Raw genomic sequence first — 20,757 nt, 5'->3', positions numbered from 1 at the left:
GCGGTTTCCGCCCCTGAAAATAGGACAGCCCCCGGGCTGCTTCCCCACGCGTGGCGTGGGGCTCGGGGTGGACTCCGCCCCGAGAGCCCGAGGGCCGGGTGACTGCCTGGTATTCGCTGCGGTGGTCCTTAGCGGACAGCCACCTCACGAGTCCGAAGGGAAATCACTTCTGGACCACCTCCTCTCTTGTGTACGCACAAGCTAAGACGCGAGGCTTGCCCCGATCAACAGCTTTTCCTCGCCACCCGAACGGGTGATGCTAGGGTGCTTACCCGAATACGCAGAGTGTGTGAAAGCTGTTCACATAGGTGCTGTGGAAGGAGTGCCGGTGGCCGCTGCTGGTCGGGTCGCCATCGGTGCGGTGGTGGGGGCGGCGGCTGCCGCCCTGTTCTTCGAGGGGTTGGACTCGGGGGCGCGGTTCCGGGCGGTGCCGGAGGGCTCGACCGTCGACCAGCCCGCCGAGCCGGAGCCGACCGTCCAGGCCACCTTCGTCTCCGGGACCCTGGTCTCGGCCACCTCCGCGGCGTCGCCCACCACCAGCACGACGACCACCTCGCTCACCTCGACGACGACCACCACCACGACCACGACCAGCGCGCCCCCGGTCGTCACCACCACGACCACCACCACCGAGCCGCCGCCCCCGCCCCCCGAGACGACCACCACCCGCCGCACGACGACCACCACCACGACGACGCGCAGGCCCTGCGGCATCCTCTGGTGTCCCTGATCAGGGACGCGGCCCCGCCTGGCACGTCGGGCAGTAGTACGTCGGCCGGTCGTCCTGATCGGCACGCCTGATCCGCCCGCCGCAGCGGGGACACGGATACCGCGTGCGGTCATACGCCCACACCGGCCGTCGCGGGTCGCCCGTCGTGTTGCGGGAAACGCGCAAACGGTTGCGGTAGAGCAGATCCCGGCTGACCTCCACCACCCGGTCCGCGTCCACTGAGGACACCGGACTCCACGGCGTCACCCGCAGCACCGCGCAGACCTCGGACTTGTAGACGTTGCCCAGCCCTGCCATCACCCGCTGGTCGAGCAGCGCCACGCCCAGCTCCCGCTCCGGGTCCGCGCGCAGCCGGGCCGCGGCCTCGGCGGCCAGCTCCGGCCCCCACTCCGGGTCCAGCAGATCCGGACCCAGGTGCGCCACCAGCCGGTCCTCCTCCGCCGTGTCCACGAGCGCCATCTCCTGCAGCAGGTAGCCCACCGCCTGCTTGTCGGCGGTGACCAGCAGCGCGCGCACCTGGTGCGCGGGCCGACGCCACCGCGCGCCCGCCGGGCCCACCTGCCACCCGCCGTCCATCCGCAGATGGGACCGGAAGCTCAGCGAGCCGTCGAAGCGGAGGAACAGGTGCTTGCCCACCGGCCGCACGCCGACCACCTCGCGCCCGGCGAGGTCGACCGTCGACAGCCGGGGGTGCCGCAGCTCGCCGCGGGTCAGGCGACGACCGACCAGCGCCTCGGCCAGGACCGCCGCGCTGCGGAAGACGGTGTCGCCCTCGGGCACCTCAGGCCTCCGCGGCCTCGGCGTCGTCGTCGTCCGGCCAGTCGATGGCCTGGTGACGCCCCCGGCGGCCGCTGCGCAGCACGCGCGCGAGCAGCAGGTTGAACGCCAGCGACACCTCCCGCGCCCCCGGCGTGTGCCACTGGTGGATCGGCAGGCACGCCCCCTGCGCCTGCTGCACGGCCAACCGGTCCGGCAGCGCCACCGGCATCACCAGCGACCCGAACGTCTCCCGCAGCTCGGCGATGCGGAACTGGTGCTCGTACGAGTGCGACCGCACCTTGTTGACCACGACGCCGATCGCCATCAGGTTGGGGTTGTGCTGGTCACGCGTGTCGGACACGGCCTCGAACGCGCGCTGCGCCCCCGACACCGCGTACATCGTCGGCTCGGTCACCAGCAGCGCCCCCTGGGCGGCGACCAGCGCGGACCGCGTCAGCCTGCCCAGCGACGGCGGGCAGTCCAGCAGGACCAGCTGGTAGGGCAGCTCGTCCTCGGCCAGCATCGTCTTCAGCTCGGCCAGCGCCCGCCCCAGCTTCTCCAGCCTGCGCGCGCCGGGGTCGGGGTCGTTGAGGGTCTCGACCTCCTCGGACCCGACCAGCACGTCGACGTCGTCGCCCCACGCGCTGGGCGCGATCGCGTCGCGGATCACCGACGGGCGCGGGGTCTCCAGCACGTCCGCCAGCGTGGCCTCGGTCTCGGCGGGGTCCAGCGTCGCCGTGGCGTTGCACTGCGGGTCGAGGTCGACGACGAGCGTGCGGGCCCCGCGGCGCAGCGCGGCCGAGGCCAGCCCGAGCACCACCGTGGTCTTCCCCACGCCACCCTTGAGGCTCAGCACCGCCACCGTCTGCACATCGTCACTTTAGGGTCTCTACGCTTCCGTTCATGCGCCCCGATCCTGTTCGCCGCGTGCTGGACGCCGAGCTGACCGCCGCCCGGGAACGCCGTGGCGGGCAGCCGCCCCGGCTGCTCGACGTCGGCGGCGGCAGCGGGGTGCTCGCCGTCCCGCTGGCCGCGGCGGGCGCCGAGGTGACCGTGGTGGAGCCCAGCCCCAACGCCCTGGCCACCCTCGACCGCCGCGCCGAGGACGCCGGGGTCGCCCACCGCATCACCGCCGTCCAGGGCGACAGCGACGCCCTCGACCAGCTGGTCGGCCCCGGGTTCGACCTGGTCATCGCGCACGGCGTCCTGGAGGTCGTGGACGACCCCAAGGTCACCGTCGCCGCGCTCGCCGCCGCCGTCGCGCCCGGCGGCGCGGTGTCCGTGGTGGTCGCCAACCGCTTCGCCGCGGTGATCCAGCGGGCCATCTCCGGGAAGCTCACCGACGCCCGCCAGCTCCTCGACGGCCCCGCCGTCCCCGGCGAGCCCCGCCGCTTCGACACCGTCGGCCTCCACACGCTGCTCGACGACGCGGGCCTGACGGTCCACCTGGTCCAGGGCCTCGGCGTCCTGACCGACCTCGTCCCCGGCGGGGTGCTGGAGTCCAACCTCGCCGCCGCGGAGGCCCTCGCCGACCTGGAGGCGACGGCGGCCACCATGGCCCCGCTGCGCGACATCGCCACCCGCCTGCACGCCCTGGCCCGCCGCTGACGCTCGGCCCGGCTGTCGGCGCCCTGTGCTTTGCTGTGCGGCATGGGGCGGAGCGGGGATCTGCCGCGCGGGTTGGTCGAGCGGTTCCGGGCGCGCGATGACGCGTGGCCGGACGATGCCGGGTGCCCGATCCTGCACGTCGACATGGACGCCTTCTACGCCTCCGTCGAGATCCGGGAGCGGCCGGAGCTGGCGCAGCGGCCGGTCGTGGTCGGGGGAGTGGGACCGCGCGGGGTGGTGTCGTCGGCCAACTACATCGCCCGCGGGTTCGGCGTGCGCTCGGCCATGCCGACCGCGCACGCCCGGCGGCTGTGCCCGCACGCGGTGTTCCTGCCGCCGACCTTCGAGCTCTACCAGGAGGTCTCCGCCGGGGTGCTGGCGATCTTCCGCGACATCACGCCGCTGGTCGAGCCGCTGAGCCTGGACGAGGCCTTCCTCGACGTCGCGGGCGCGCTGCGGCGGCTGCGGGCCACGCCCGCGGAGATCGGCGCGCAGATCCGCCGCCAGGTGCGCGCCGAGCACGGGATCAGCTGCTCGGTGGGGGTGGGCCCGACGAAGTTCGTCGCCAAGCTGGCCTCCGGCCTGGGCAAGCCCGACGGCATGCTGGTCGTCCCCCGCGACGAGGTCGACGCCTTCCTGCGCCCGCTGCCGGTCTCCGCGCTGTGGGGCGTGGGCAAGGCGACGGCCGAGCGCCTGGCCGCGATCGGCCTGGAACGCGTCGCCGACGTCGCCGAGACCCCGCTGCCCCGCCTGCGGCGCGCGATCGGGACCGCGCAGGCCGAGCACCTGCACGCCCTGGCCCGCGGCCACGACGGCCGCGCCGTCGTCCCCGAGACGGCGGAGAAGTCGATCGGCGCGGAGGAGACCTTCGAGGTCGACCACTACGACCGCATCCTGCTCGCGCGCGAACTGCTGCGGCTGAGCGAGAAGACGGCCGCCGGCCTGCGCTCCCGCGGCCTCAGCGGGCGCACGGTGTCGATCAAGGTGCGCTACTCCGACTTCACCACGATCAGCCGCTCCCGCACCCTGCCGACCCCCACCGACGTCACCCAGGAGATCTACCGCACCGCGGTCCGCCTCCTCACCGACCACGCCCCACCCGGCGCGGTCCGCCTGATCGGGGTGCGCATGGAACAACTGGGCCCGGCAGGCCAGGACCAACTCACCCTCGACGCCCCGGAGAACGGCTGGCGCGAAGCCGACCAGGCCGCCGACAGGGCCAGGTCCAAATACGGCCGCGCCGCCATCCGCCCAGCCTCCCTGCTGGGGGAGCACCCGGACCGAGCAGGAGCGACGGAGCCCCGCCCGAAGCGCTGACCGGGCTGGAAGGCGACCTCGTCCCGGTGGCGGCAGAGCGGCGCGCGAAAGGCTGATTGAGCCGAAAAGGGACCTCCGGCGGGTGACGGAGCCGAGCCCAAAGCGCTGACCGGAGCCGTAAGGGCCACCTCACCCCGGCAGGGCCGGCGGAGCCGCGCCCGAAGGGCTGGCCCGGCCCGACAGGTGACCCCAGCCCAGCGGGAGCGGCGGTGTCAGCCTCTCGGGCCAGCGTCAGAACGCGATCTCGCCTCCGACGCTGACTCCGGCCGCCGCCAGTTCGCGCTCCACGCGTCGGGCGATCGTCGTCGCGTCTGTGTCGTCGTCGTAGGTGGCGTGGGCGGCGAGCACGACCTCGTGGCCTCGCCGGAGCGCGGACAGGGCCGTCTCGCGGACGCAGTACTCGCTCTGCATGCCCGCGATCACCACCCGGGACCCGGAGGGGATGAGGTCGGCCAGGAGGGTGCCCGCGAAGGCGTCCGGCTCGGTCTTGTCGACGACGTGCTCGCCGCCGACCACGTCGTGGACGAGTTCCCAGCCCGGCGTGCCCGTCTCGTCCGGGTCGCCGGTGCCGCCGTTGTTGCGCACGTGCACCACCGGCACGCCCGCGATCCTGGCCCGGGTGAGCAGGTCGACCACCGCGGCCTCCACGGCCGGGGCCGAAGGCACCGGCGTCGGCGGCCGGATCATGTTCCGTTGCACGTCGACCAGCACCAGGACATCCCGCATGGGCACGGACGTTAGCACACGTGTTCGAATCCGGGATCCGCCATCCGGTGCTGTGCTCAGGTTCGGCCGGACGCTACCGCCGCGACGATCACCTCCGGTAGTCACATGATCACCGACTTCCGGAAGGGAACCGTCGATGATCACACCCCTGCGGGTCGGCGCCGTGCTCGCGGCGCTGGCCATGACCGCCCTGCTCGCCCCGACCGCCGCCGCCGTCACCGACCTGGAGCTGGCCACGCGCTGGGCGCCGATCCACTACCAGGACACCGACTCCAGCGACTACGACGCCGACTACGTCACCGCCGTGGACTACGACGGCGAATGGGACACCCTCAACAACTGGGAGCACCAGGACGACAGCCTGGCCCGCCTCACCGGGACCGCCTACTACTCCGTCGTCGAGACCTCGACGCACTGGTTCATCGGCTACTCCTTCTACCACCCGCGCGACTGGGAGGACTTCCCCGACCCGTTCCGCCAGTTCACCCACGAGAACGACCTGGAGGGCACGGTCCTGACCGTCCGCAGGGACGGCTCCCAGCACGGGCGGCTGGAGGCGATGGTCACCGTCGCCCACAGCGACTTCTACTCCTACGTCCCCTCCGGCAGCACGTTCACCTCCGGCCGGGAGAACGTCGACGGCGCCCTGATCCTGCGCGACGGCCGTCCCACCACCCGCCAGGAGGCCAAGGGGCACGGCCTCTACGCCTGGAACGGCGCGGAGTTCCCCGGCGGCGACGGCGTCGTCTACTACCCGGGGACGGCCGAGGTCCCGTCGTCGGGCAACGACCGCTCGGTCGGATACCGCCTGGTCAGCGTGTTCTCCGAGGGCGGAATGTGGGCTCGGCGACACAGCGCCGCCACCTTCGCCAGCTACGGCACGTTCCGCGGCGACAACGGCAAGCCCAACTCCGCGAACGCCCCCTGGGGCTGGGACGACGGCAACGACGGCAGTGACATTCCTCGCGGCATGCTGGCCACCGACCCCGCCTACCTCGTGGCCCAGTACTTCGCCGGTGAGGGCACGTTCAGCCAGGTCTACACCCGCAACGAATTCCAGGTTTGACCCGGCGACCGGCTGGGTACAGACCTGGCGGACTTCGCCGCCGTGGAGCGGGGTGGAGAATGGCGTCCGCAGGACGGACAGCGAATCCCACCCCGCTCCACACTTTTGCGGGCTGGGAGCCGGACCGGAGGGAAACAGCGTGTCAGAGGTGGAGACCGAGACGGTGACCAGAGCCGCACGGGTCAGGAACGTCGACATCCTCGTCGGGGCCGACGCCGACCAGGTTCCCCTGGTCCGCTCGTTCGCCGCCGACATCGCCATGCGGATGGACTTCGACCTCGACGCGATCGAGGACCTGCGCATGGCCGTCGACGAGGCGTGTTCGCTGCTGGTCAGGGCTGCGGCGGTCGAGAGCCGCCTGCACTGCGCGTTCGAGCCGGAGGCGCAGACGCTGCGGGTGCGCGTCGCCGTGGACGCCGTCGACGACCGGCCGCCGTCGGCCGACCCGCTGGCCTGGCAGATCCTCACCGCGCTCGCCGAGTCGCTGACTGAGCGCGTCGAGCCCGCTGGCGGTGGTGTGCACCGCGTCACGGTGGAGCTGGTGGCCCGCCCGACCGTCATGGACGCCCGGTGACCGACGACGTCGACCCGCGGTTCGCCGAACTCGCCAGCCTGGCCGAGGGCGATCCCCGGCGCGCCGCGCTGCGCTCGGAGATCGTCGCCGCGCACCTGGACCTGGCCCGCAACCTCGCCCGCAAGTTCGACCGCCGGGGCGAGGCGCTGGAGGACCTGGTGCAGGTGGCGACGATCGGGCTGATCAAGGCCGTCGACCGCTTCGACACCGAGCGCGGCAACTTCTACGCCTTCGCCGTGCCGACGATCATGGGCGAGCTGCGCCGCCACTTCCGCGACACCGCGTGGGCCGTCCGCGTGCCGCGCCAGCTCAAGGAGCTGCACGTCACCGTGGCGGCCGCGAGCGCGGAGCTGAGCCAGACGCTGGGCCGCGCGCCCAAGCCCTCCGAGCTGGCCGACCACCTGGGACTGGACCGCGAGCAGGTCTACGAGGTGCTGGTGGCGGGCGCGAGCAAGCAGGGCGCGTCGCTGGACGCGCGGCTCGCCGAGCCCGCCGGGGACCGCTTCGGCTACGAGGACGAGCAGTTCGACGAGGTGGACAACCGCCGCGCGCTGGCCCCACTGCTGGCCGCGCTGCCCGAGCGGGAGCGCCGGATCGTCGTGCTGAGATTCTTCCGCGGGATGAGCCAGTCCGACATCGCCCGGCGGGTCGGGGTCTCGCAGATGCAGGTGTCCCGGCTGCTGGCCAAGACGTTACGCCAGCTGAGAGCCGGGCTCGGCGAGGACTCCACAATGGTGGGATAGCGGCGCGCGCCGCCGCGAGAGGGGGCGGCACAGCGATGCGCACCGCCCGAAGTGGACGGTGCGCATCGACGCGTACCCCAGCGGGACGGACGTCAGGAGGCCTTCAGGGCCCGGCGGCGCTGCGCGATCAGCGTCCGGCGCTCGCCTTCCCCCATCGCACCCCAGATCCCGTACGGCTCCTGCACGGAGAGCGCGTGCTCACGGCACTGCTCCAGCACCGGGCAGGCACGGCAGATCGCCTTGGCGCGCTCCTCGCGGGCGTGGCGGGCCGGGCCGCGCTCGGCGTCGGGATGGAAGAACATCATCGCGTCCGCACCCCGGCAGGAACCCTGCAACTGCCAGGTCCAGGACTCGGCGACCGGCTTGGGCAGACGGGTGATCTCGGCCATGGCATATCCCTCCCTCGGGTGCCCCCCGCTGGGGTGCGGCGGGGTCGCCTGCGACTTACCCGGCGCTATGAGGGGTGAAACGGTGTTGTCGTAACCCGCTCGCGTTGCGGGGTGATTAGGGTGTGCCGAGCAGGGCAACCCGCGCCGAGGAAGGACGACTGTGGAAACCAAGACCGAGGGCGCCGACCCGATTGTCATCTCGGTGTCGGGCGAGGTGGACCTGGCCACGGCCGCGGACCTGGAGCGGACGCTGTCGGAGACGATGGCTGGCTCCTCCGCGGCCACGATCGAGGTCGACCTGTCGCAGGTGGAGTTCATGGACTCCGCCGGGCTGCGCGTGCTGGTGGCGGCCCGCAAGCAGGCCGAGGACGCAGGCCGCACGCTCCGGCTGCGCGCGCCGCACGAACGGGTGCGCCGGATCATCGAGATCACCGGTCTCGCGCCGGTGTTCGGCCTCGATGAGTGACGCACATCACCTGGTGACACGCGGGGTGATTCACCCTCCGCCGGATGGGGTAACTCTTCGCACATGACGGCGGTGACCGGCGGAAACCGGGACGCGGCGGGGCGTGAGGCCCGGACCGCGTTGATCAGGTTGCGTCCCCGTCCGGAGTCGGCCGCGTCCGCGCGCTACTTCACCGCAGCGGTGCTGGAGTCGTGGCGCGTGGCCGACCGCCTCGTCCAGGACGTGCTGCTCGCGGTGTCGGAGCTGGTCACCAACGCCGTCGAGCACGGGGTCGGCGAGGTCGTGCTGGAGCTGATCAACCTCGGTGGGCGCTGCCTGCGCGTGCAGGTCAGCGACCAGGGACTCGGGGCGCACCCGTCGCTGGTGCCGCTCTCGCCGAGCACCCCCCGAAGTCGCGGGCTGGCGATCGTGGCCGCGGTCAGCTCGAAGTGGGGGCACCGGGGCCACGACGGTGGACTGTGCGTGTGGGCGGAGTTCTCCTTGCTCTGCGCCGATTAGCCCCGATGTGCCACCCTTGGCGGATGGCAGCCGAGGTTCCCGGCCCGGACGAGGTCGCCGAGATCGAGGGCGCCGCGCTGGCGCTGGGGCTGGTCCTCACCCGCGCGAACACCTCCGTCTACCCGAAGGTGCCCGCGCTGCAACTGCGCGCGCTGCACTTCGTGGAGACCGTGGAGCCGCTGACGCTGACCCGGCTGGCGGACATGCTCGGCGTGCTGCCGTCGTCCGCCAGCAGGCTGTGCGACCGGCTGCAGAGCGCGGGCCTGCTGAGCCGCCGCCCCGGCGCGCACGACCGTCGGGAGGTCGAGCTGCTGGTCACCGACTCCGGCCGCGACCTGCTGGCCCGGCTGCGCCGCGACCGGCGGGCGGACCTCGGGCGGGTGCTGGCCGGGATGAGCGCCGAGGGCCGCGCGGCCCTGCTGACCGGGTTGCGCGAGTTCACCGCGGTGGCCGACGCGGGCGTGCCCGTCTAGAACTCGGCGAGCAGGTCGTCCGCGGTCCTGGTGTTGATCACCCGGTCCGGCCCGATGCCGCACTCCTCGGCGCGCTGGCAGCCGTAGGGCTGCCAGTGGAGCTGGCCGGGCGCGTGCGCGTCGCTGTCGATGGCGAAGAAGCAGCCCAGGTCGGCGGCCAGGCGCAGCAGCCGCCGGGGCGGGTCCAGCCGCTCCGGCCGGGAGTTGATCTCCACGGCGACGCCGTGCTCGACGCAGGCGCCGAAGACCTCCTCCGGGTCGAACTCCGACTCCGGCCTGCCCTTGCCGGTGACCAGCCTGCCCGTGCAGTGGCCCAGCACGTCCACCAGCGGGTTCGACACCGCGGCCACCATCCGCCTGGTCATCGCCCGGCGCGGCATGCGCAGGTGGGAGTGGACGCTGGCGACCACGACGTCCAGCTCGGCGAGCAGCTCGGGCTGCTGGTCGAGGGCGCCGTCGTCGAGGATGTCCACCTCGATGCCGGTCAGGATGCGGAACGGCGCGAGCTCGGCGTTCAGCTCGGCGACGACGTCGAGCTGCCTGCGCAGCCGGTCGGCGCTGAGGCCGTGGGCGACCCGCAGCCGGGGCGAGTGGTCGGTGAGCGCCATCCACTCGTGGCCGAGCCGGATCGCCGCCTCGGCCATCTCCCGGATCGGGCTGCCGCCGTCGGACCAGTCGGAGTGGGTGTGGCAATCGCCACGCAGGGCCTTGCGCAGCTCGTCGCCGCCCGCGACCGGGCCGCCCGCCTTGGCCAGCAGCTCGGTCAGGTACTCCGGCTCGCCGCCCGCCACCGCCTCGCTGATCACCTTCGCGGTGGAGTTGCCGATGCCGGGCAGGCCGGTCAGCGTGCCCGCGGCGGCGCGGGTGGCCACCTCGCCGGGCGGCAGGTCGGCGATCACCTGCGCGGCCCTGCGGAAGGCCCGCACCTTCTGGGTGTGCGCGCCGGACCGTTCCAGGAACAGCGCGATCTGCTTGAGCGCCGAGACGGGGTCCATGGCGACAACCCAACCGCAGGACGCGATCTTGCGCCAGCGAGCAGGGCGTCCGGCGCGCCGTTAGCGTCGGGACATGGACATCCCGGACACTCCCGCCATCCCCGCCGAGGCGCTCACCGGCCTGCTCGACGGCCGCTGGGCGCACGTCCGCGCCGAGGCCAGGGCCCGGATGGCCGAGCGCGGGCTGCCCGACACCGCCGACCTCACCACTGAGGACTACCGCGCCGTCGTCCTCACCGAACTGCGCGAGCTGGCGCGGTCGGGCTACCCGCGCATCGGGTTCCCGCCCGAGCACGGCGGGGGCGGCGACCCCGGCGGCGCGCTGACCGCGTTCGAGATGCTGGGCTTCGGCGACCTGTCCGTCATGGTCAAGGCGGGTGTCCAGTGGGGCCTGTTCGGCGGCGCGATCGAGGCGCTGGGCACCCAGCGCCACCACGACCGGTACCTGCGGCCGCTGATGGACCTGGAGGTGGCCGGGTGCTTCGCGATGACCGAGACCGGGCACGGCTCCGACGTGCAGAGCCTGCGCACCACGGCGACCTTCGACGGCGACGGCTTCGTCGTGCGCACGCCCGACGACTCCGCCCGCAAGGACTACATCGGCAACGCCGCCCGGGACGGCAGGCTGGCCGTCGTCTTCGCCCAGCTGGTGGTCGGTGACGTCAGCCACGGCGTGCACGCCCTGGTCGTGCCGATCCGCGACGAGGACGGCAACCCCGTGCCGGGCGTGCGGATCGAGGACTGCGGGCCCAAGGCCGGGCTCAACGGGGTCGACAACGGCCGCATCTGGTTCGACGACGTGCGGGTGCCGCGCGACGCCCTGCTGGACCGGTACGGCCGGGTCGACGCGGACGGCACGTACCACAGCCCGATCGAGGGGGACGGCAAGCGGTTCTTCACCATGCTCGGCACGCTCATCCGGGGCCGCATCAGCGTGGCGGGCGCGGCGGGCAGCGCGGCGAAGAAGGCGCTGGCCATCGCGGTCCGGTACGGGGACACCCGCCGCCAGTTCCCGCACCCGGACAGCGGCGACGAGGTCGTCGTCCTGGACTACCTGGCCCAGCAGCGCAAGCTCCTGCCCGCCCTGGCCACGACGTACGCGCTGCACTTCGCGCAGGAGGAGCTGGTCAGCACCCTGCACGACCTGCCGGAGGACGCCGACCGCCGCGAGCTGGAGTCCCGCGCGGCCGGGCTCAAGGCGATCGGCACCTGGCACACGACCCGGACAGTGCAGGTATGCCGGGAGGCGTGCGGCGGGGCCGGGTACCTGATGGAGAACCAGCTCCCTCGGCTGAAGGCGGACACGGACGTGTTCACCACCTTCGAGGGCGACAACACGGTGTTGCTGCAGCTTGTTGCGAAGGGGTTGCTGACGGGCTACCGGCAGTACATCGGCGAGCGCGGCATGGGGCGGGTGATCGCCGACCAGTTCGTGGCGACCGTGATCGAGCGCACAGCGGCCCGGTCGGTCATCGAACGCCTGGTCAACGCCGTCACCCCGCGCGACGAGGAGACCGACCTGCTCGACCGGGGGTGGCACCTGAAGGTGTTCGAGGACCGGGAGAAGCACGTCCTGGACACCCTGGCCCGCAGGCTCCGCCGCGCGGCCGACCCCGACGCCGACGCCTTCGAGGTGTTCAACAGCGCCCAGGACCACGTCTTGCGCGCGGCCAGGGTGCACGTCGACCGGATCGTGCTGGAGGCGTTCGTCGCCGCCCTCGACCGCAACCCGTCGCCGCTGCTCAACCGGGTGTGCGACCTGTACGTGCTGGCGAACCTGGAGGCCGACCTGGACTGGTTCCTGGGCCACGGCCGCTTCACGACGGCCCGCGCGAAGGCCGTGACCGGCGCGGTCAACGCCCTGTGCCGCGCCCTGCGCCCGCACGCCAGGACCCTGGTCGACGCCTTCGCCATCCCGGACGCCCTCATCACCGCGCCGATCGCGCAGGGTGATCGTCAGGGTACGGAAAGTGGCGCGACCATGACGGGATCACGTTCGGGGGAGGAGTCGCGCAAAGCTGTGGCACGGTGATCCCGGATCGGGTAGTCGGGACGTGGAATGCGCCGTATTCTGGTGGACGACACCCCCCGGCGGGGGTGCCCGCCGGGTCCGGCGGCAACCCGTGATCGCCCGGCGCCCGCGACCGCAGTGCCGGAGGAGGAACGATGCCACTCTCCGAGCACGAGCAGCGACTGCTCGACCAGATCGAGCGCGCGCTCTACGCAGAGGACCCGAAGTTCGCCTCCACCGTTCGAGGAGCACGCCTACGCAAGCCGTCCCGACGACGCAAGCTCCAGGGCATCGCCCTGCTGCTACTCGGCGCGGCGCTGCTCGTCACCGGTGTGATGCTCCCCAAGGTGGCCGGTGTCCCGGTAGTGAGCCTGCTCGGCTTCCTGATCATGTTCGGCGGCGCCCTACTAGCCTGGACGTCCTTCCGCCGCGGCGACAAGACCGCCGCCGAAGGCGACGGCGACCCCCCGTCGAGCCCCACCCCACCCGGCCGCAGCGGCTTCTCCCAGCGCATGGAAGAACGCTTCCGCAAGCGCTTCGACGAAGAGCGCTAACAAGCACCAAGGTCGCCGGTCCGACAACGTCGGACCGGCGCTTTCACATGCGCAGTCCACCCAACGCGGTGTCGAAGCAGCGCAGCGCAACTACCCCACAAACGCAACACGCCCCACACAACTGTCCGATGGGGTGGACCCGCATTCGTGGGGAGCGAAGCGGTGCTACCCTCGCCCGGCGCGGAACGGCTTCGCCGCTCCGCCCTTCTTTCCGCGCCGCGCCGCTTCGCTTAGGGGCCCCGCGAATGCGGGTTCACCACATCGGACACCCACCAAGCAACTCGCGTTCTTTAGAGCCGACCAAGTCGGGCAGGTCGCGCCCGGGCAGGCAGGTCGCGCCCCGGGCACGCAGGTCGCGTGCTAGCGGGCGGGCAGGCACGCAGGCAGGCCCACAGGCAGATCGCTGTGGCAGGTCGGGTGGCAAGTCCCCGACCCGCCCTCGCGCCTACTCCTCCGTCCCCCGCCTCCGCCGCATCACCGACCGAGGCATCACGCGAGACTTGAAAGCCAACGGCGATGTCCGCCGCAGCCCCGCCACCACCTCATCGAACGCCGCCCGCAACCGCGGGTCCGGCTCCGTCCGCCCCGCGTACCAGGACCGCTCCACCGAGTCCACCACCGTCCGCAGCGCATGACGGCCGGGCTCGTCCAGGCTGTGCTCCTTCGCCATCCGACGCGCCGCCAGGCGGACAGTGTCGGATGCGGGGACCGCCACCCCGCGGTCCTCCGACTCCGCGATCAGCTCCCGCCACGCCGCCGTCGCCGGGTCCACCACGCCAGGCACGGCGAGCGCATGGCGGTTCGTATGGCGTTGCCATCCCCGGACCGCCGCCGGGACCGCCGCGATCGACAGGACCAGCCACAGCGCCGCCAGCCACCACGACAGCGCGCCCAGCAGGAAGAACACCGCCAGGATCCCCAACGGCACCGCCACCCACAGCAGCGCCCGCTGGCGCCGGGCGGGCACAGCGGCCGCGGCCGCGACGATGAGCAGGCCGAGGCCCACCCACACCGTCCACGGGATCGTCAGGCCGGTGTCCTCGGTCGGCGGGGCCGCTCCCGGGTCGTCGGTGGTCTCCTCGTCCTGGGGGGACGACGTGGGCTCGTCGGCGCCCGTCGGGATCTCCTCCTCCGTCACGCCGGTCGACGGGTCCGTGCTGGTGCCGTCGTCGACGTACGGCGGCTGGTAGCCGCGGCCGTCGGACAAGGGGGTCGGGTCGAAGGTGACCCAGCCCTCGCCGGGGAAGAAGATCTCGACCCACGCGTGGGCGTCCTGCGTGGTGATCGAGCGGTAGTCGCCCGCCTGGTAGCCGGCCGTGTAGCCGATGGCGACCCGGCTGGGCAGGCCAGCGGCCCGGGCGAGGATGGCCATCGCGGAGGCGTACTGCTCGCAGTAGCCGATCTTGGCGCCGAACAGGAAGTCCTTCAGCGCCTCCACGCCCGTCGCCTGGCTGGTCTCGGTGCGGTACAGGAACCCGTTGGACGGCGCGAAGTACTCCTGGATGGCCACCGCCTGGTCGAACGCGGTCGACTTGCCCGCGACCAGGCGCTCGGCGAGGGCGACCACCTCGGGGTCGATGCCGTCGTTGACCAGGTAGGCCGGGTCCAGCTCGCCGTAGTCGGTGCCGGTGGTCCGCAGGTCGTCGGCCTCGGGCTGGCTGAGGTCGGCCTCCTCGACGTACTTCGGCAGCTTGCGCGCGTTGCGGGAGTACACCATCCCGCCGCTGGGGTCGTAGAACATGCCCTGCGGCAGGTCGCGCAGCTGCCGGGGCGTGCCGTACACCGGGGCCCACAGGTCCTCGGAGTTGATCGGCTCGATCTCGATCGGGGTGACCAGCCCGCCGCCGTCGTCGCCGGGGCCGAGCGGAAGGTCGCCGATGGCGGGCACGTTGTCCGGCAGCGCCTCGGCCGCCTGCCAGCCGCCCGCGCCGTCGTAGCGGGGGAGGGTGAGGGCGCGCAGGTAGCGGCCCTCGGACCCGAGGCCGCGCACCCGGAACAGCTCGACGTTGGCGCCCTGGCTCAGCATGCCGCGCAGCGCGGTGAACGGCTTGAGCGCCAGCCCGCCCGCCGCGCCACCGCCCGCGCCGCCGCCGGGGAGGCTGCCGACCGTGCCGACGGCGGTGGCCGTCGCGCCGACCAGCAGGCCGAGGGCGAGCGCGGCGGACACCAGCGCCGACGGCGACCCGAAGCCGCGCCCGGTGCCGGGCATGACCGGGCGGTTGCGCCACACCTGGTGCCGGTGCGCGCCGTCGACGGCCAGCAGCACCGCGAACGCGCTCGCGCCCAGCACGAACGACCACCACGGCAGCATCTCGTCGGCCAGCGACGCGGGCACCGCGTAGACACACAGCAGCACGAGTCCGCACGCGGCAGGCGTCCCCGCGGCGACGGCGAGCGTGTCGACCAGGACGCCGACCATGCCGATCGCGATGACCACCAGGCACAGCACCGGCGTGGTCGCGGGCACCGGCGGCACCCCGACCCGCACCGCCTCGACGGACGCCTCCAGCACCGTCCCGAGGTCGCCGATCGACTTCGGACCGGGGAACAGCCCCAGGATGCCGCTGCTGGTGAACAGCGCGACGAGCAGGCACAGCAGCGCGAACAGCTGGGCGAGCGCGACCAGGAGCGTGGGCGTCCGCAGGGCGCGCAGGCCGAGGCCGGTCGCGGTGACGACCATCAGCGCGATGCCCGCGTACCCGAGCCAGCGCATGCCCTCGATGACGCCCGCGAGCGCCGTGGACGCGCACAGCGCCGTCAGCGCCGCGATGACCGGGGTGACGGTCACCGACCACTGCGCCTGCGGGGTCTCCTGCTCGCTCACGACGCCTCCTCGCGGGCTTCGGGACGCCGCTCGCGGCGGCGCCGGGTCGACGGTCCGCTCACGTGCCGACCCCCGAGACGCGCTTGGTGCCGGTGCGGCACAGGTCGGCCCAGATCTGGGTCATCGGGACCTCCGGCCGGGCCTTGACCACGCCCCAGCCCGCCCCGGTCAGCAGCGCGGCCGCGCCGTCGGGGTCGCTCTCGCCGTCGCCGGGGCCCCAGGCGTCGACGTCGAGCAGGACGGCCAGGCTGCGCGCGCCGCGCGTGCGGTAGCGGATCAGCTGGGCCAGCGACGCCGCGGTGGCCGCGCCGACGATGGCGATCAGCTCCTGGCCGTGGCCGGGGTCGGCCGGGCAGTTGATCTCGCGCTGGTGCACCGGCTGCAGCGCGGCCAGCGCGTCGAGCAGCAGCGCGTCGTTGTGGCTGCCGTCGCCGTGGTCGGTGATCAGCACGCCGCCGGTCTCGGTGACCAGCCGGATCTGGTGGCCGTGCCGGTGCAGCTGCACGCAGACGCTGGCCGCCATCGAGACCGCCCACTCCAGGCTGGAGGCCGCGCCCGCGCCGCGGTGGCCGACGACGCGCCGGTCCAGCAGCACGGTCGTGCCGCCGCGCCACGGGCTCTCCTCGACGCGCACCATCATCTCGTCGCGCTTGGCCGTCGAGCGCCAGTGGACCTTGCGCAGGTCATCGCCCTGGCGATAGGGCCGGACGACGGCGTCGTCCTCGCCCTTGCCCGCGTTGAGCCGCACCGAGCCGTCGTCGCCGGAGCCGAGGCCGGAGCCGCCGGGCACCCCGCGCAGCGGCACCACCCTGGGCACCACGACCAGCCGGGTCGACCCGGCCAGCTCGCGCTCGAACTCGGCGAGCCCGAACGGGTCGGTCACCACCGCCTTGAGCGGCCCGATCTGCTGGATGCCGCGCAGCATCGGCTGCAGCCCGTACTTGAGCTGCGCCCCGCCGTGCCGGGGCAGGTGCTCCACCACGAATCGGGGCTTGCCGCCGAGCGCGTACGGGACGCCGTCGGTGACCAGCAGCCCGCCGGTCGGGAGCCTGCCGCTGCTCTGCAGGTGCAGCGTCACCTCGGCGCGGCCGCCGACCTGCACCCGCGACGGCGTGATCTGGCGCTGCGCGCGCAGCCCCACCCGCGCGACCGCGGTCACCACGGCCACCAGGACCGGCAGCGTGATGATGAACGCCGCCACCCGCAGCAGATCGCGCTCGTTGAGCACCAGCGAGCACAGCCCGGCCGCCACGCCCGCGGCCAAGAGGCAGCGCCCTCGCGTGGTCAGCCCTGAAAGCGCACCCCTCATGCCGTTCCCCTCAGCGGTGGGCGGCGGACCAGGTCGCGCCGCCGCGGTCCGGGTTCGGCTGCGGCACCGGAACCCGCTGGAGCAGGCCGCGGACGAGCTCGGCGGGGGAGCGGCGGGCCGCCTGCGCCTCCGGGGTGAGCACGAGCCGGTGGGCGAGCACCGGGATGGCCACGGCGTGGATGTCGTCGGGCACCACGTAGTCGCGCCCGGACAGCGCGGCCTGGGCGCGCGCGGCGCGCACCAGGTGCAGCGTGGAGCGCGGCGACGCGCCGAGCCGGATCTCCGGGAGCCTGCGCGTCGCGCTGACCAGCTCGACGCTGTAGCGGCGCACCTCCTGCGACATCTGCACGCCGCGGACGGTCTCCATCAGCGAGCGCACCTGGTCGGCGTCCGACACCGGCTTCAGGGTGCGCAGCACGTCCTGGCCAGCGTGCTCGTCGACCATGGCCAGCTCGGCCTGCGGGTCCGGGTAGCCGATGGACACCCGGGCGGTGAACCGGTCGCGCTGGGCCTCCGGGAGGGCGTAGGTGCCCTCCATCTCGATCGGGTTCTGGGTGGCGATCACCATGAACGGCGACTGCAGCGGGTAGGTCTGCCCGTCCGCGGTCACCTGGTGCTCCTCCATGCACTCCAGCAGCGCGGACTGCGTCTTGGGGGAGGCGCGGTTGATCTCGTCGCCGACGACGATGTTGGCGAACACCGGCCCCGGCCGGAACTCGAACTCGCTGGTCTGGCGGTTGAAGATGGAGACGCCGGTGACGTCGCTGGGCAGCAGGTCCGGGGTGAACTGGATGCGGCTGACCGAGCAGTCGATGGACCGGGCCAGCGCCTTGGCCAACGACGTCTTGCCCACGCCGGGAACGTCCTCGACCAGGAGGTGCCCCTCGGCCAGCAGGGTGACCAGCGCGATCCGGATGACCTCGGGCTTGCCCACCAGCACGCGCTCGACGTTGGCGGCGATGCGCTGCACGGTCGCGTGCAGGTCCTGCAGTCCGGAGCGGCTGTGCCCGTCGGTGGCGTACGGGGAGGTCGTCCCCTCACGGCCCGGCCCTGCGTAGGGGTGGCCCGGCAGGGCGGTGGGCGGGGTACTAGACGTCACTCGACCTCCTGGTTGCAGACCGGCGGTTCGTTCCGGCTCCGCCGTCGCCGCGGCACAACCCGTGCTGCTTGCCGGGCGGATACGCCCGTGGCCGCGACAGCCTGTCATGGAGTGTGTCAAACCGGGGCGAAGTACCCAACGGAAACCGCGCGGTCCGTGCGGATTTCCCGGCCCGGACGAGCGGACTTTGCCTCCGTCGTCAACTGATTACTCTGTGCTACCCGTCCAGGCGACGCCGTCCGGCGGATCCCGATCCGCCCGCACCGGGTTTCCCCACCGTCCCCCACTCGACGCCCCGGCTGCCGGATCGGCGGCCGTTTCGGGCCGTCAACGGCCGTTTCCGGGGGCGTCGGGGTAACCCGGCCCGGTTGTGCCCCACCGCGTCCCCCACCTCGCCCCCTGGGCGTCTAGCTGCGGAAACGCGGAGTTTGCCGGGGTGGAACCCGCGCGATTCGCGTTGACTGTGGTGAAAAGTGGGGTAGTGTGGCCCGCAGTGGGGCAGCAGGGGTCCCCGCGGCCGATCCGTCAGGTTCGGCAGGGAGGTGAGTGCTGATGTTCCTGGGCACCCACACCCCGAAGCTGGACGACAAGGGGCGGCTGACACTGCCCGCCAAGTATCGGGACGCGCTTGCGGGTGGGCTCATGGTCACTAAGGGTCAGGATCACTGCCTTTACGTGTTCCCGCGCGCGGAGTTCGAGGAGATGGCGCGCAAGGTCGCCGCGGCCCCGCTGACCAACGAGGCGGTCCGGGCGTACCAGCGCTACCTGTTCGCGGGCACCGACGAGCAGCGGCCGGACGGCCAGGGCCGCATCACCATCGCCCCTGAGCTGCGGCGTTACGCCGGGCTGTCGAAAGAGTGCGTGGTCATCGGCGCGATCACCAGGCTGGAGATCTGGGACGCCCAGTCCTGGCAGACCTACCTGGACGACCACGAGGAGAGCTACGCCCAGGCTCGGGAGGAGGTCCTGCCCGGCGTGTTCTGAGCGTGCCGAACACGACGGAACGGGTGCCGCGAGGCCTCGGTCCGCTCGCTTTCGGCCCTGGCGCACCTTCCCCGGCGCCAGGTCCGACGAGCGGGCGGGGACCTGGCGGCACCCGGTGCGGACCTCGCGAGGAGAAGGGGGTGGCGATGACGGAGCCGCGGCATGTGCCCGTGCTGCTCGACCGCATCATCGAGCTGTTCACCCCTGCCCTGTCGGCGCCGTCCGCGGTGCTGGTCGACGCCACCCTCGGCCTCGGCGGCCACTCCGACGCCCTGCTCACCGCGTTCCCCGAGCTGACGCTGGTCGGCCTCGACCGCGACCCCGACGCGCTGGCGCTGGCGGGGGAACGGCTGGCCCGCCACGGGTCGCGCGTGCACCTGGTCCACACCGTCTACGACGGACTCCCCGACGCGCTGTCCGGTCTGGGACTGTCGCGGGTGGACGGTGTGCTGTTCGACCTCGGCGTGTCGTCGATGCAGTTGGACGTCGCCGAGCGCGGGTTCGCCTACTCCCAGGACGCCCCGCTCGACATGCGCATGGACCAGACGACCGGGATCACCGCCGCCGACGTGCTCAACACCTACAGCCACGGCGACCTCACGCGCATCCTGCGGGTGTACGGGGAGGAGAAGTTCGCCGCGCGCATCGCCGCCGCCGTCGTGGCCGAGCGCTCCCGGGAGCCGTTCACCACCAGCGGGCGGCTGGTGGAGCTGATCTACGCCGTGGTGCCCGCCCCCGCGCGGCGCACCGGCGGCCACCCGGCCAAGCGCACGTTCCAGGCGCTGCGGATCGAGGTCAACAGCGAGCTCGACGTGCTGCGCCGGGCCATCCCGGCGGCGCTGTCGGCGCTGCGGGTGGGCGGGCGCATCGTCGTGGAGTCCTACCAGTCGCTGGAGGACCGCATCGTCAAGCACGCGCTCGCGGAGCTGGCGAAGTCCACCGCGCCGCCCGGCCTCCCGGTCGAGCTGCCCGAGCACGCCCCGCGCATCCGGCTGCTGACCCGCGGCGCGGAACAGGCCGACGACACCGAGATCGCCGCCAACCCGCGCGCCCAGTCCGTCCGTCTCCGGGCCGCGGAACGCACCCGGGAGGACACATGAGCGCCCCCGCCCGCCGCCCGAGCGACCCGGACGGCGAGGTCGCCGCGCGTCAGCGCGCCCGCAGGGGCAGACGCACGCCGGAGGAACGGGCGGCCACCCGCTCCCGCAGGCGTCCCCGTGAGGACGACCCCCACGCCGCCCAGCCCCGCACGGCTTCCGGCGAGCCCATCGACTTCACCGACGGTCGCGACCGGTCCGACGAGCCCGTGGAGGATCGCGGCCGGTCCGGTGAGACCGTCGGAAGCCGGGGCGGGGCAGGCGCGGCCGCTGGTGGCCGGTCCGGCGAGTTTGCCGAAGGGCGCGGTCGGTCGGGCAAGGGCGCGGGAAGCCGGGGCCGGTCGGGCGAGGCCGCTGGGGGCCGCGGCCGATCTGGCGAGTTTGTCGAGGGGCGCGGCCGGTCGGGCAAGGACGCCGGAAGCCGCAGCCGGTCGGGCGAGCCCGCGGGGGGCCGCGGCCGGTCCGGCGCGTTTGCCGAGGGCCGAGGCGGGTCGGGCAAGGGCGCGGGAAGTCGGGGTCGGTCGGGCGAGGCCGC

Annotated in this window: 21 protein-coding genes; 13 read left to right on the top strand and 8 right to left on the bottom strand. The window is 73.2% G+C overall.

Features of this window, described 5'->3' with window-relative positions:
* The first annotated feature begins 328 nt into the window (after positions 1–328).
* The gene (locus Actkin_RS23690) at positions 329–730 is read left to right on the top strand and encodes a hypothetical protein (RefSeq protein ID WP_258904313.1); all 402 of its coding nucleotides are present in this window, start codon (positions 329–331) and stop codon (positions 728–730) included.
* Here Actkin_RS23690 and Actkin_RS23685 read toward each other — a convergent pair whose 3' ends face one another.
* Together Actkin_RS23685 and Actkin_RS23680 are read right to left on the bottom strand one after the other, a co-directional pair.
* Positions 731–1,510, bottom strand: a complete 780-nt coding sequence (locus tag Actkin_RS23685; RefSeq protein ID WP_258904312.1) for a DNA-formamidopyrimidine glycosylase family protein — start codon at positions 1,508–1,510, stop codon at positions 731–733.
* 1 nt (position 1,511) lies between these two features.
* The gene (locus tag Actkin_RS23680; protein ID WP_189211605.1) at positions 1,512–2,360 is read right to left on the bottom strand and encodes a ParA family protein; all 849 of its coding nucleotides are present in this window, start codon (positions 2,358–2,360) and stop codon (positions 1,512–1,514) included.
* A gap of 32 nt (positions 2,361–2,392) precedes the next feature.
* Here Actkin_RS23680 and Actkin_RS23675 point away from each other — a divergent pair, with 32 nt between their 5' ends.
* The gene (locus Actkin_RS23675) at positions 2,393–3,097 is read left to right on the top strand and encodes a class I SAM-dependent methyltransferase (RefSeq protein WP_189211604.1); all 705 of its coding nucleotides are present in this window, start codon (positions 2,393–2,395) and stop codon (positions 3,095–3,097) included.
* 42 nt (positions 3,098–3,139) lie between these two features.
* Complete coding sequence (locus Actkin_RS23670; protein ID WP_258904311.1) at positions 3,140–4,414, top strand: DNA polymerase IV; 1,275 nt, start codon at positions 3,140–3,142, stop codon at positions 4,412–4,414.
* Between the two features lie 231 nt (positions 4,415–4,645).
* Here Actkin_RS23670 and Actkin_RS23665 read toward each other — a convergent pair whose 3' ends face one another.
* Entirely contained in the window at positions 4,646–5,140 is a 495-nt protein-coding gene (locus Actkin_RS23665; RefSeq protein WP_189211602.1) for an isochorismatase family protein, read from the bottom strand.
* 136 nt (positions 5,141–5,276) lie between these two features.
* On the opposite strand from Actkin_RS23665, the gene Actkin_RS23660 reads away from it, so the two are divergent.
* From Actkin_RS23660 to Actkin_RS23650, 3 genes are all read left to right on the top strand, one after another.
* Positions 5,277–6,206: a hypothetical protein gene (locus Actkin_RS23660; RefSeq protein ID WP_189211601.1), complete on the top strand. Its 930-nt coding sequence runs from the start codon at positions 5,277–5,279 to the stop codon at positions 6,204–6,206.
* Between the two features lie 139 nt (positions 6,207–6,345).
* On the top strand, positions 6,346–6,780 hold the full coding sequence (locus Actkin_RS23655) for an ATP-binding protein (RefSeq protein WP_229787004.1): 435 nt from the start codon (positions 6,346–6,348) through the stop codon (positions 6,778–6,780).
* Complete coding sequence (locus tag Actkin_RS23650; RefSeq protein ID WP_258904310.1) at positions 6,777–7,523, top strand: SigB/SigF/SigG family RNA polymerase sigma factor; 747 nt, start codon at positions 6,777–6,779, stop codon at positions 7,521–7,523. Before Actkin_RS23655 ends, Actkin_RS23650 begins: the two co-directional genes overlap by 4 nt.
* 92 nt (positions 7,524–7,615) lie before the next feature.
* On the opposite strand, the gene Actkin_RS23645 is transcribed toward Actkin_RS23650, so the two are convergent.
* Positions 7,616–7,912, bottom strand: a complete 297-nt coding sequence (locus Actkin_RS23645) for a WhiB family transcriptional regulator (RefSeq protein WP_189211599.1) — start codon at positions 7,910–7,912, stop codon at positions 7,616–7,618.
* Between the two features lie 160 nt (positions 7,913–8,072).
* Between Actkin_RS23645 and Actkin_RS23640 the strand changes: the two genes are divergently transcribed.
* From Actkin_RS23640 to Actkin_RS23630, 3 genes are all read left to right on the top strand, one after another.
* Positions 8,073–8,378 (top strand): STAS domain-containing protein, encoded by a 306-nt coding sequence (locus Actkin_RS23640; RefSeq protein ID WP_189211598.1) that lies wholly within the window; start codon positions 8,073–8,075, stop codon positions 8,376–8,378.
* 63 nt (positions 8,379–8,441) lie between these two features.
* Entirely contained in the window at positions 8,442–8,876 is a 435-nt protein-coding gene (locus tag Actkin_RS23635; protein WP_258904309.1) for an ATP-binding protein, read from the top strand.
* Positions 8,877–8,899: 23 nt separating this feature from the next.
* Positions 8,900–9,349 carry a MarR family winged helix-turn-helix transcriptional regulator gene (locus Actkin_RS23630; RefSeq protein WP_189211596.1) on the top strand — a complete coding sequence of 150 codons (450 nt, stop codon included), beginning with the start codon at positions 8,900–8,902 and terminating at the stop codon, positions 9,347–9,349.
* Here the strand turns inward: Actkin_RS23630 and Actkin_RS23625 are convergent.
* Positions 9,346–10,344, bottom strand: coding sequence for a PHP domain-containing protein (locus Actkin_RS23625; RefSeq protein WP_189211595.1), 999 nt, complete (start codon positions 10,342–10,344; stop codon positions 9,346–9,348). The two genes, Actkin_RS23630 and Actkin_RS23625, sit on opposite strands and share 4 nt — an antisense overlap.
* A gap of 73 nt (positions 10,345–10,417) precedes the next feature.
* On the opposite strand from Actkin_RS23625, the gene Actkin_RS23620 reads away from it, so the two are divergent.
* Together Actkin_RS23620 and Actkin_RS23615 are read left to right on the top strand one after the other, a co-directional pair.
* A complete protein-coding gene (locus Actkin_RS23620) occupies positions 10,418–12,376 on the top strand; it encodes an acyl-CoA dehydrogenase family protein (RefSeq protein ID WP_258904308.1) in 1,959 nt (652 codons plus the stop codon).
* Positions 12,377–12,510: 134 nt separating this feature from the next.
* The gene (locus tag Actkin_RS23615) at positions 12,511–12,909 is read left to right on the top strand and encodes an SCO2097 family morphological protein (RefSeq protein WP_189211593.1); all 399 of its coding nucleotides are present in this window, start codon (positions 12,511–12,513) and stop codon (positions 12,907–12,909) included.
* 445 nt (positions 12,910–13,354) lie between these two features.
* Here the strand turns inward: Actkin_RS23615 and Actkin_RS23610 are convergent, their stop codons facing one another.
* Genes Actkin_RS23610 through Actkin_RS23600 form a run of 3 tightly spaced genes read right to left on the bottom strand, consistent with a single transcriptional unit; the run spans position 13,355 to position 18,141 of the window.
* A complete protein-coding gene (locus Actkin_RS23610) occupies positions 13,355–15,733 on the bottom strand; it encodes a transglutaminase TgpA family protein (RefSeq protein WP_258904307.1) in 2,379 nt (792 codons plus the stop codon).
* A gap of 58 nt (positions 15,734–15,791) precedes the next feature.
* On the bottom strand, positions 15,792–17,042 hold the full coding sequence (locus Actkin_RS23605; protein ID WP_189211592.1) for a DUF58 domain-containing protein: 1,251 nt from the start codon (positions 17,040–17,042) through the stop codon (positions 15,792–15,794).
* Between the two features lie 10 nt (positions 17,043–17,052).
* On the bottom strand, positions 17,053–18,141 hold the full coding sequence (locus tag Actkin_RS23600) for an AAA family ATPase (protein ID WP_189211591.1): 1,089 nt from the start codon (positions 18,139–18,141) through the stop codon (positions 17,053–17,055).
* Positions 18,142–18,693: 552 nt separating this feature from the next.
* Between Actkin_RS23600 and mraZ the strand changes: the two genes are divergently transcribed.
* Both mraZ and rsmH read left to right on the top strand, forming a co-directional pair.
* Positions 18,694–19,125, top strand: coding sequence for a division/cell wall cluster transcriptional repressor MraZ (gene mraZ / locus Actkin_RS23595; RefSeq protein WP_189211590.1), 432 nt, complete (start codon positions 18,694–18,696; stop codon positions 19,123–19,125).
* Between the two features lie 146 nt (positions 19,126–19,271).
* Entirely contained in the window at positions 19,272–20,225 is a 954-nt protein-coding gene (rsmH, locus tag Actkin_RS23590) for a 16S rRNA (cytosine(1402)-N(4))-methyltransferase RsmH (protein WP_189211589.1), read from the top strand.
* Positions 20,226–20,757: the final 532 nt, after the last annotated feature.

Origin of the sequence: Actinokineospora sp. UTMC 2448, assembly GCF_024760565.1 — a bacterium.
Taxonomy (GTDB): Bacteria; Actinomycetota; Actinomycetes; order Mycobacteriales; family Pseudonocardiaceae; genus Actinokineospora; species Actinokineospora fastidiosa.
Note: the sequence above shows the minus strand (reverse complement) of the source record. Positions and strands in the feature narration are given on the sequence as shown.

Bases quoted from the DNA above. Each gene is read 5' to 3' on its own strand.
- Actkin_RS23620 (WP_258904308.1), top strand. From the start codon at position 10,418: ATGGACATCCCGGACACTCCCGCCATCCCCGCCGAGGCGCTCACCGGC.
- Actkin_RS23675 (WP_189211604.1), top strand. From the start codon at position 2,393: ATGCGCCCCGATCCTGTTCGCCGCGTGCTGGACGCCGAGCTGACCGCC.
- Actkin_RS23665 (WP_189211602.1), bottom strand. From the start codon at position 5,140: ATGCGGGATGTCCTGGTGCTGGTCGACGTGCAACGGAACATGATCCGG.
- Actkin_RS23630 (WP_189211596.1), top strand. From the start codon at position 8,900: ATGGCAGCCGAGGTTCCCGGCCCGGACGAGGTCGCCGAGATCGAGGGC.
- Actkin_RS23625 (WP_189211595.1), bottom strand. From the start codon at position 10,344: ATGGACCCCGTCTCGGCGCTCAAGCAGATCGCGCTGTTCCTGGAACGG.
- Actkin_RS23635 (WP_258904309.1), top strand. From the start codon at position 8,442: ATGACGGCGGTGACCGGCGGAAACCGGGACGCGGCGGGGCGTGAGGCC.
- Actkin_RS23660 (WP_189211601.1), top strand. From the start codon at position 5,277: ATGATCACACCCCTGCGGGTCGGCGCCGTGCTCGCGGCGCTGGCCATG.
- Actkin_RS23670 (WP_258904311.1), top strand. From the start codon at position 3,140: ATGGGGCGGAGCGGGGATCTGCCGCGCGGGTTGGTCGAGCGGTTCCGG.
- rsmH (WP_189211589.1), top strand. From the start codon at position 19,272: ATGACGGAGCCGCGGCATGTGCCCGTGCTGCTCGACCGCATCATCGAG.
- Actkin_RS23615 (WP_189211593.1), top strand. From the start codon at position 12,511: ATGCCACTCTCCGAGCACGAGCAGCGACTGCTCGACCAGATCGAGCGC.
- mraZ (WP_189211590.1), top strand. From the start codon at position 18,694: ATGTTCCTGGGCACCCACACCCCGAAGCTGGACGACAAGGGGCGGCTG.
- Actkin_RS23605 (WP_189211592.1), bottom strand. From the start codon at position 17,042: ATGAGGGGTGCGCTTTCAGGGCTGACCACGCGAGGGCGCTGCCTCTTG.
- Actkin_RS23645 (WP_189211599.1), bottom strand. From the start codon at position 7,912: ATGGCCGAGATCACCCGTCTGCCCAAGCCGGTCGCCGAGTCCTGGACC.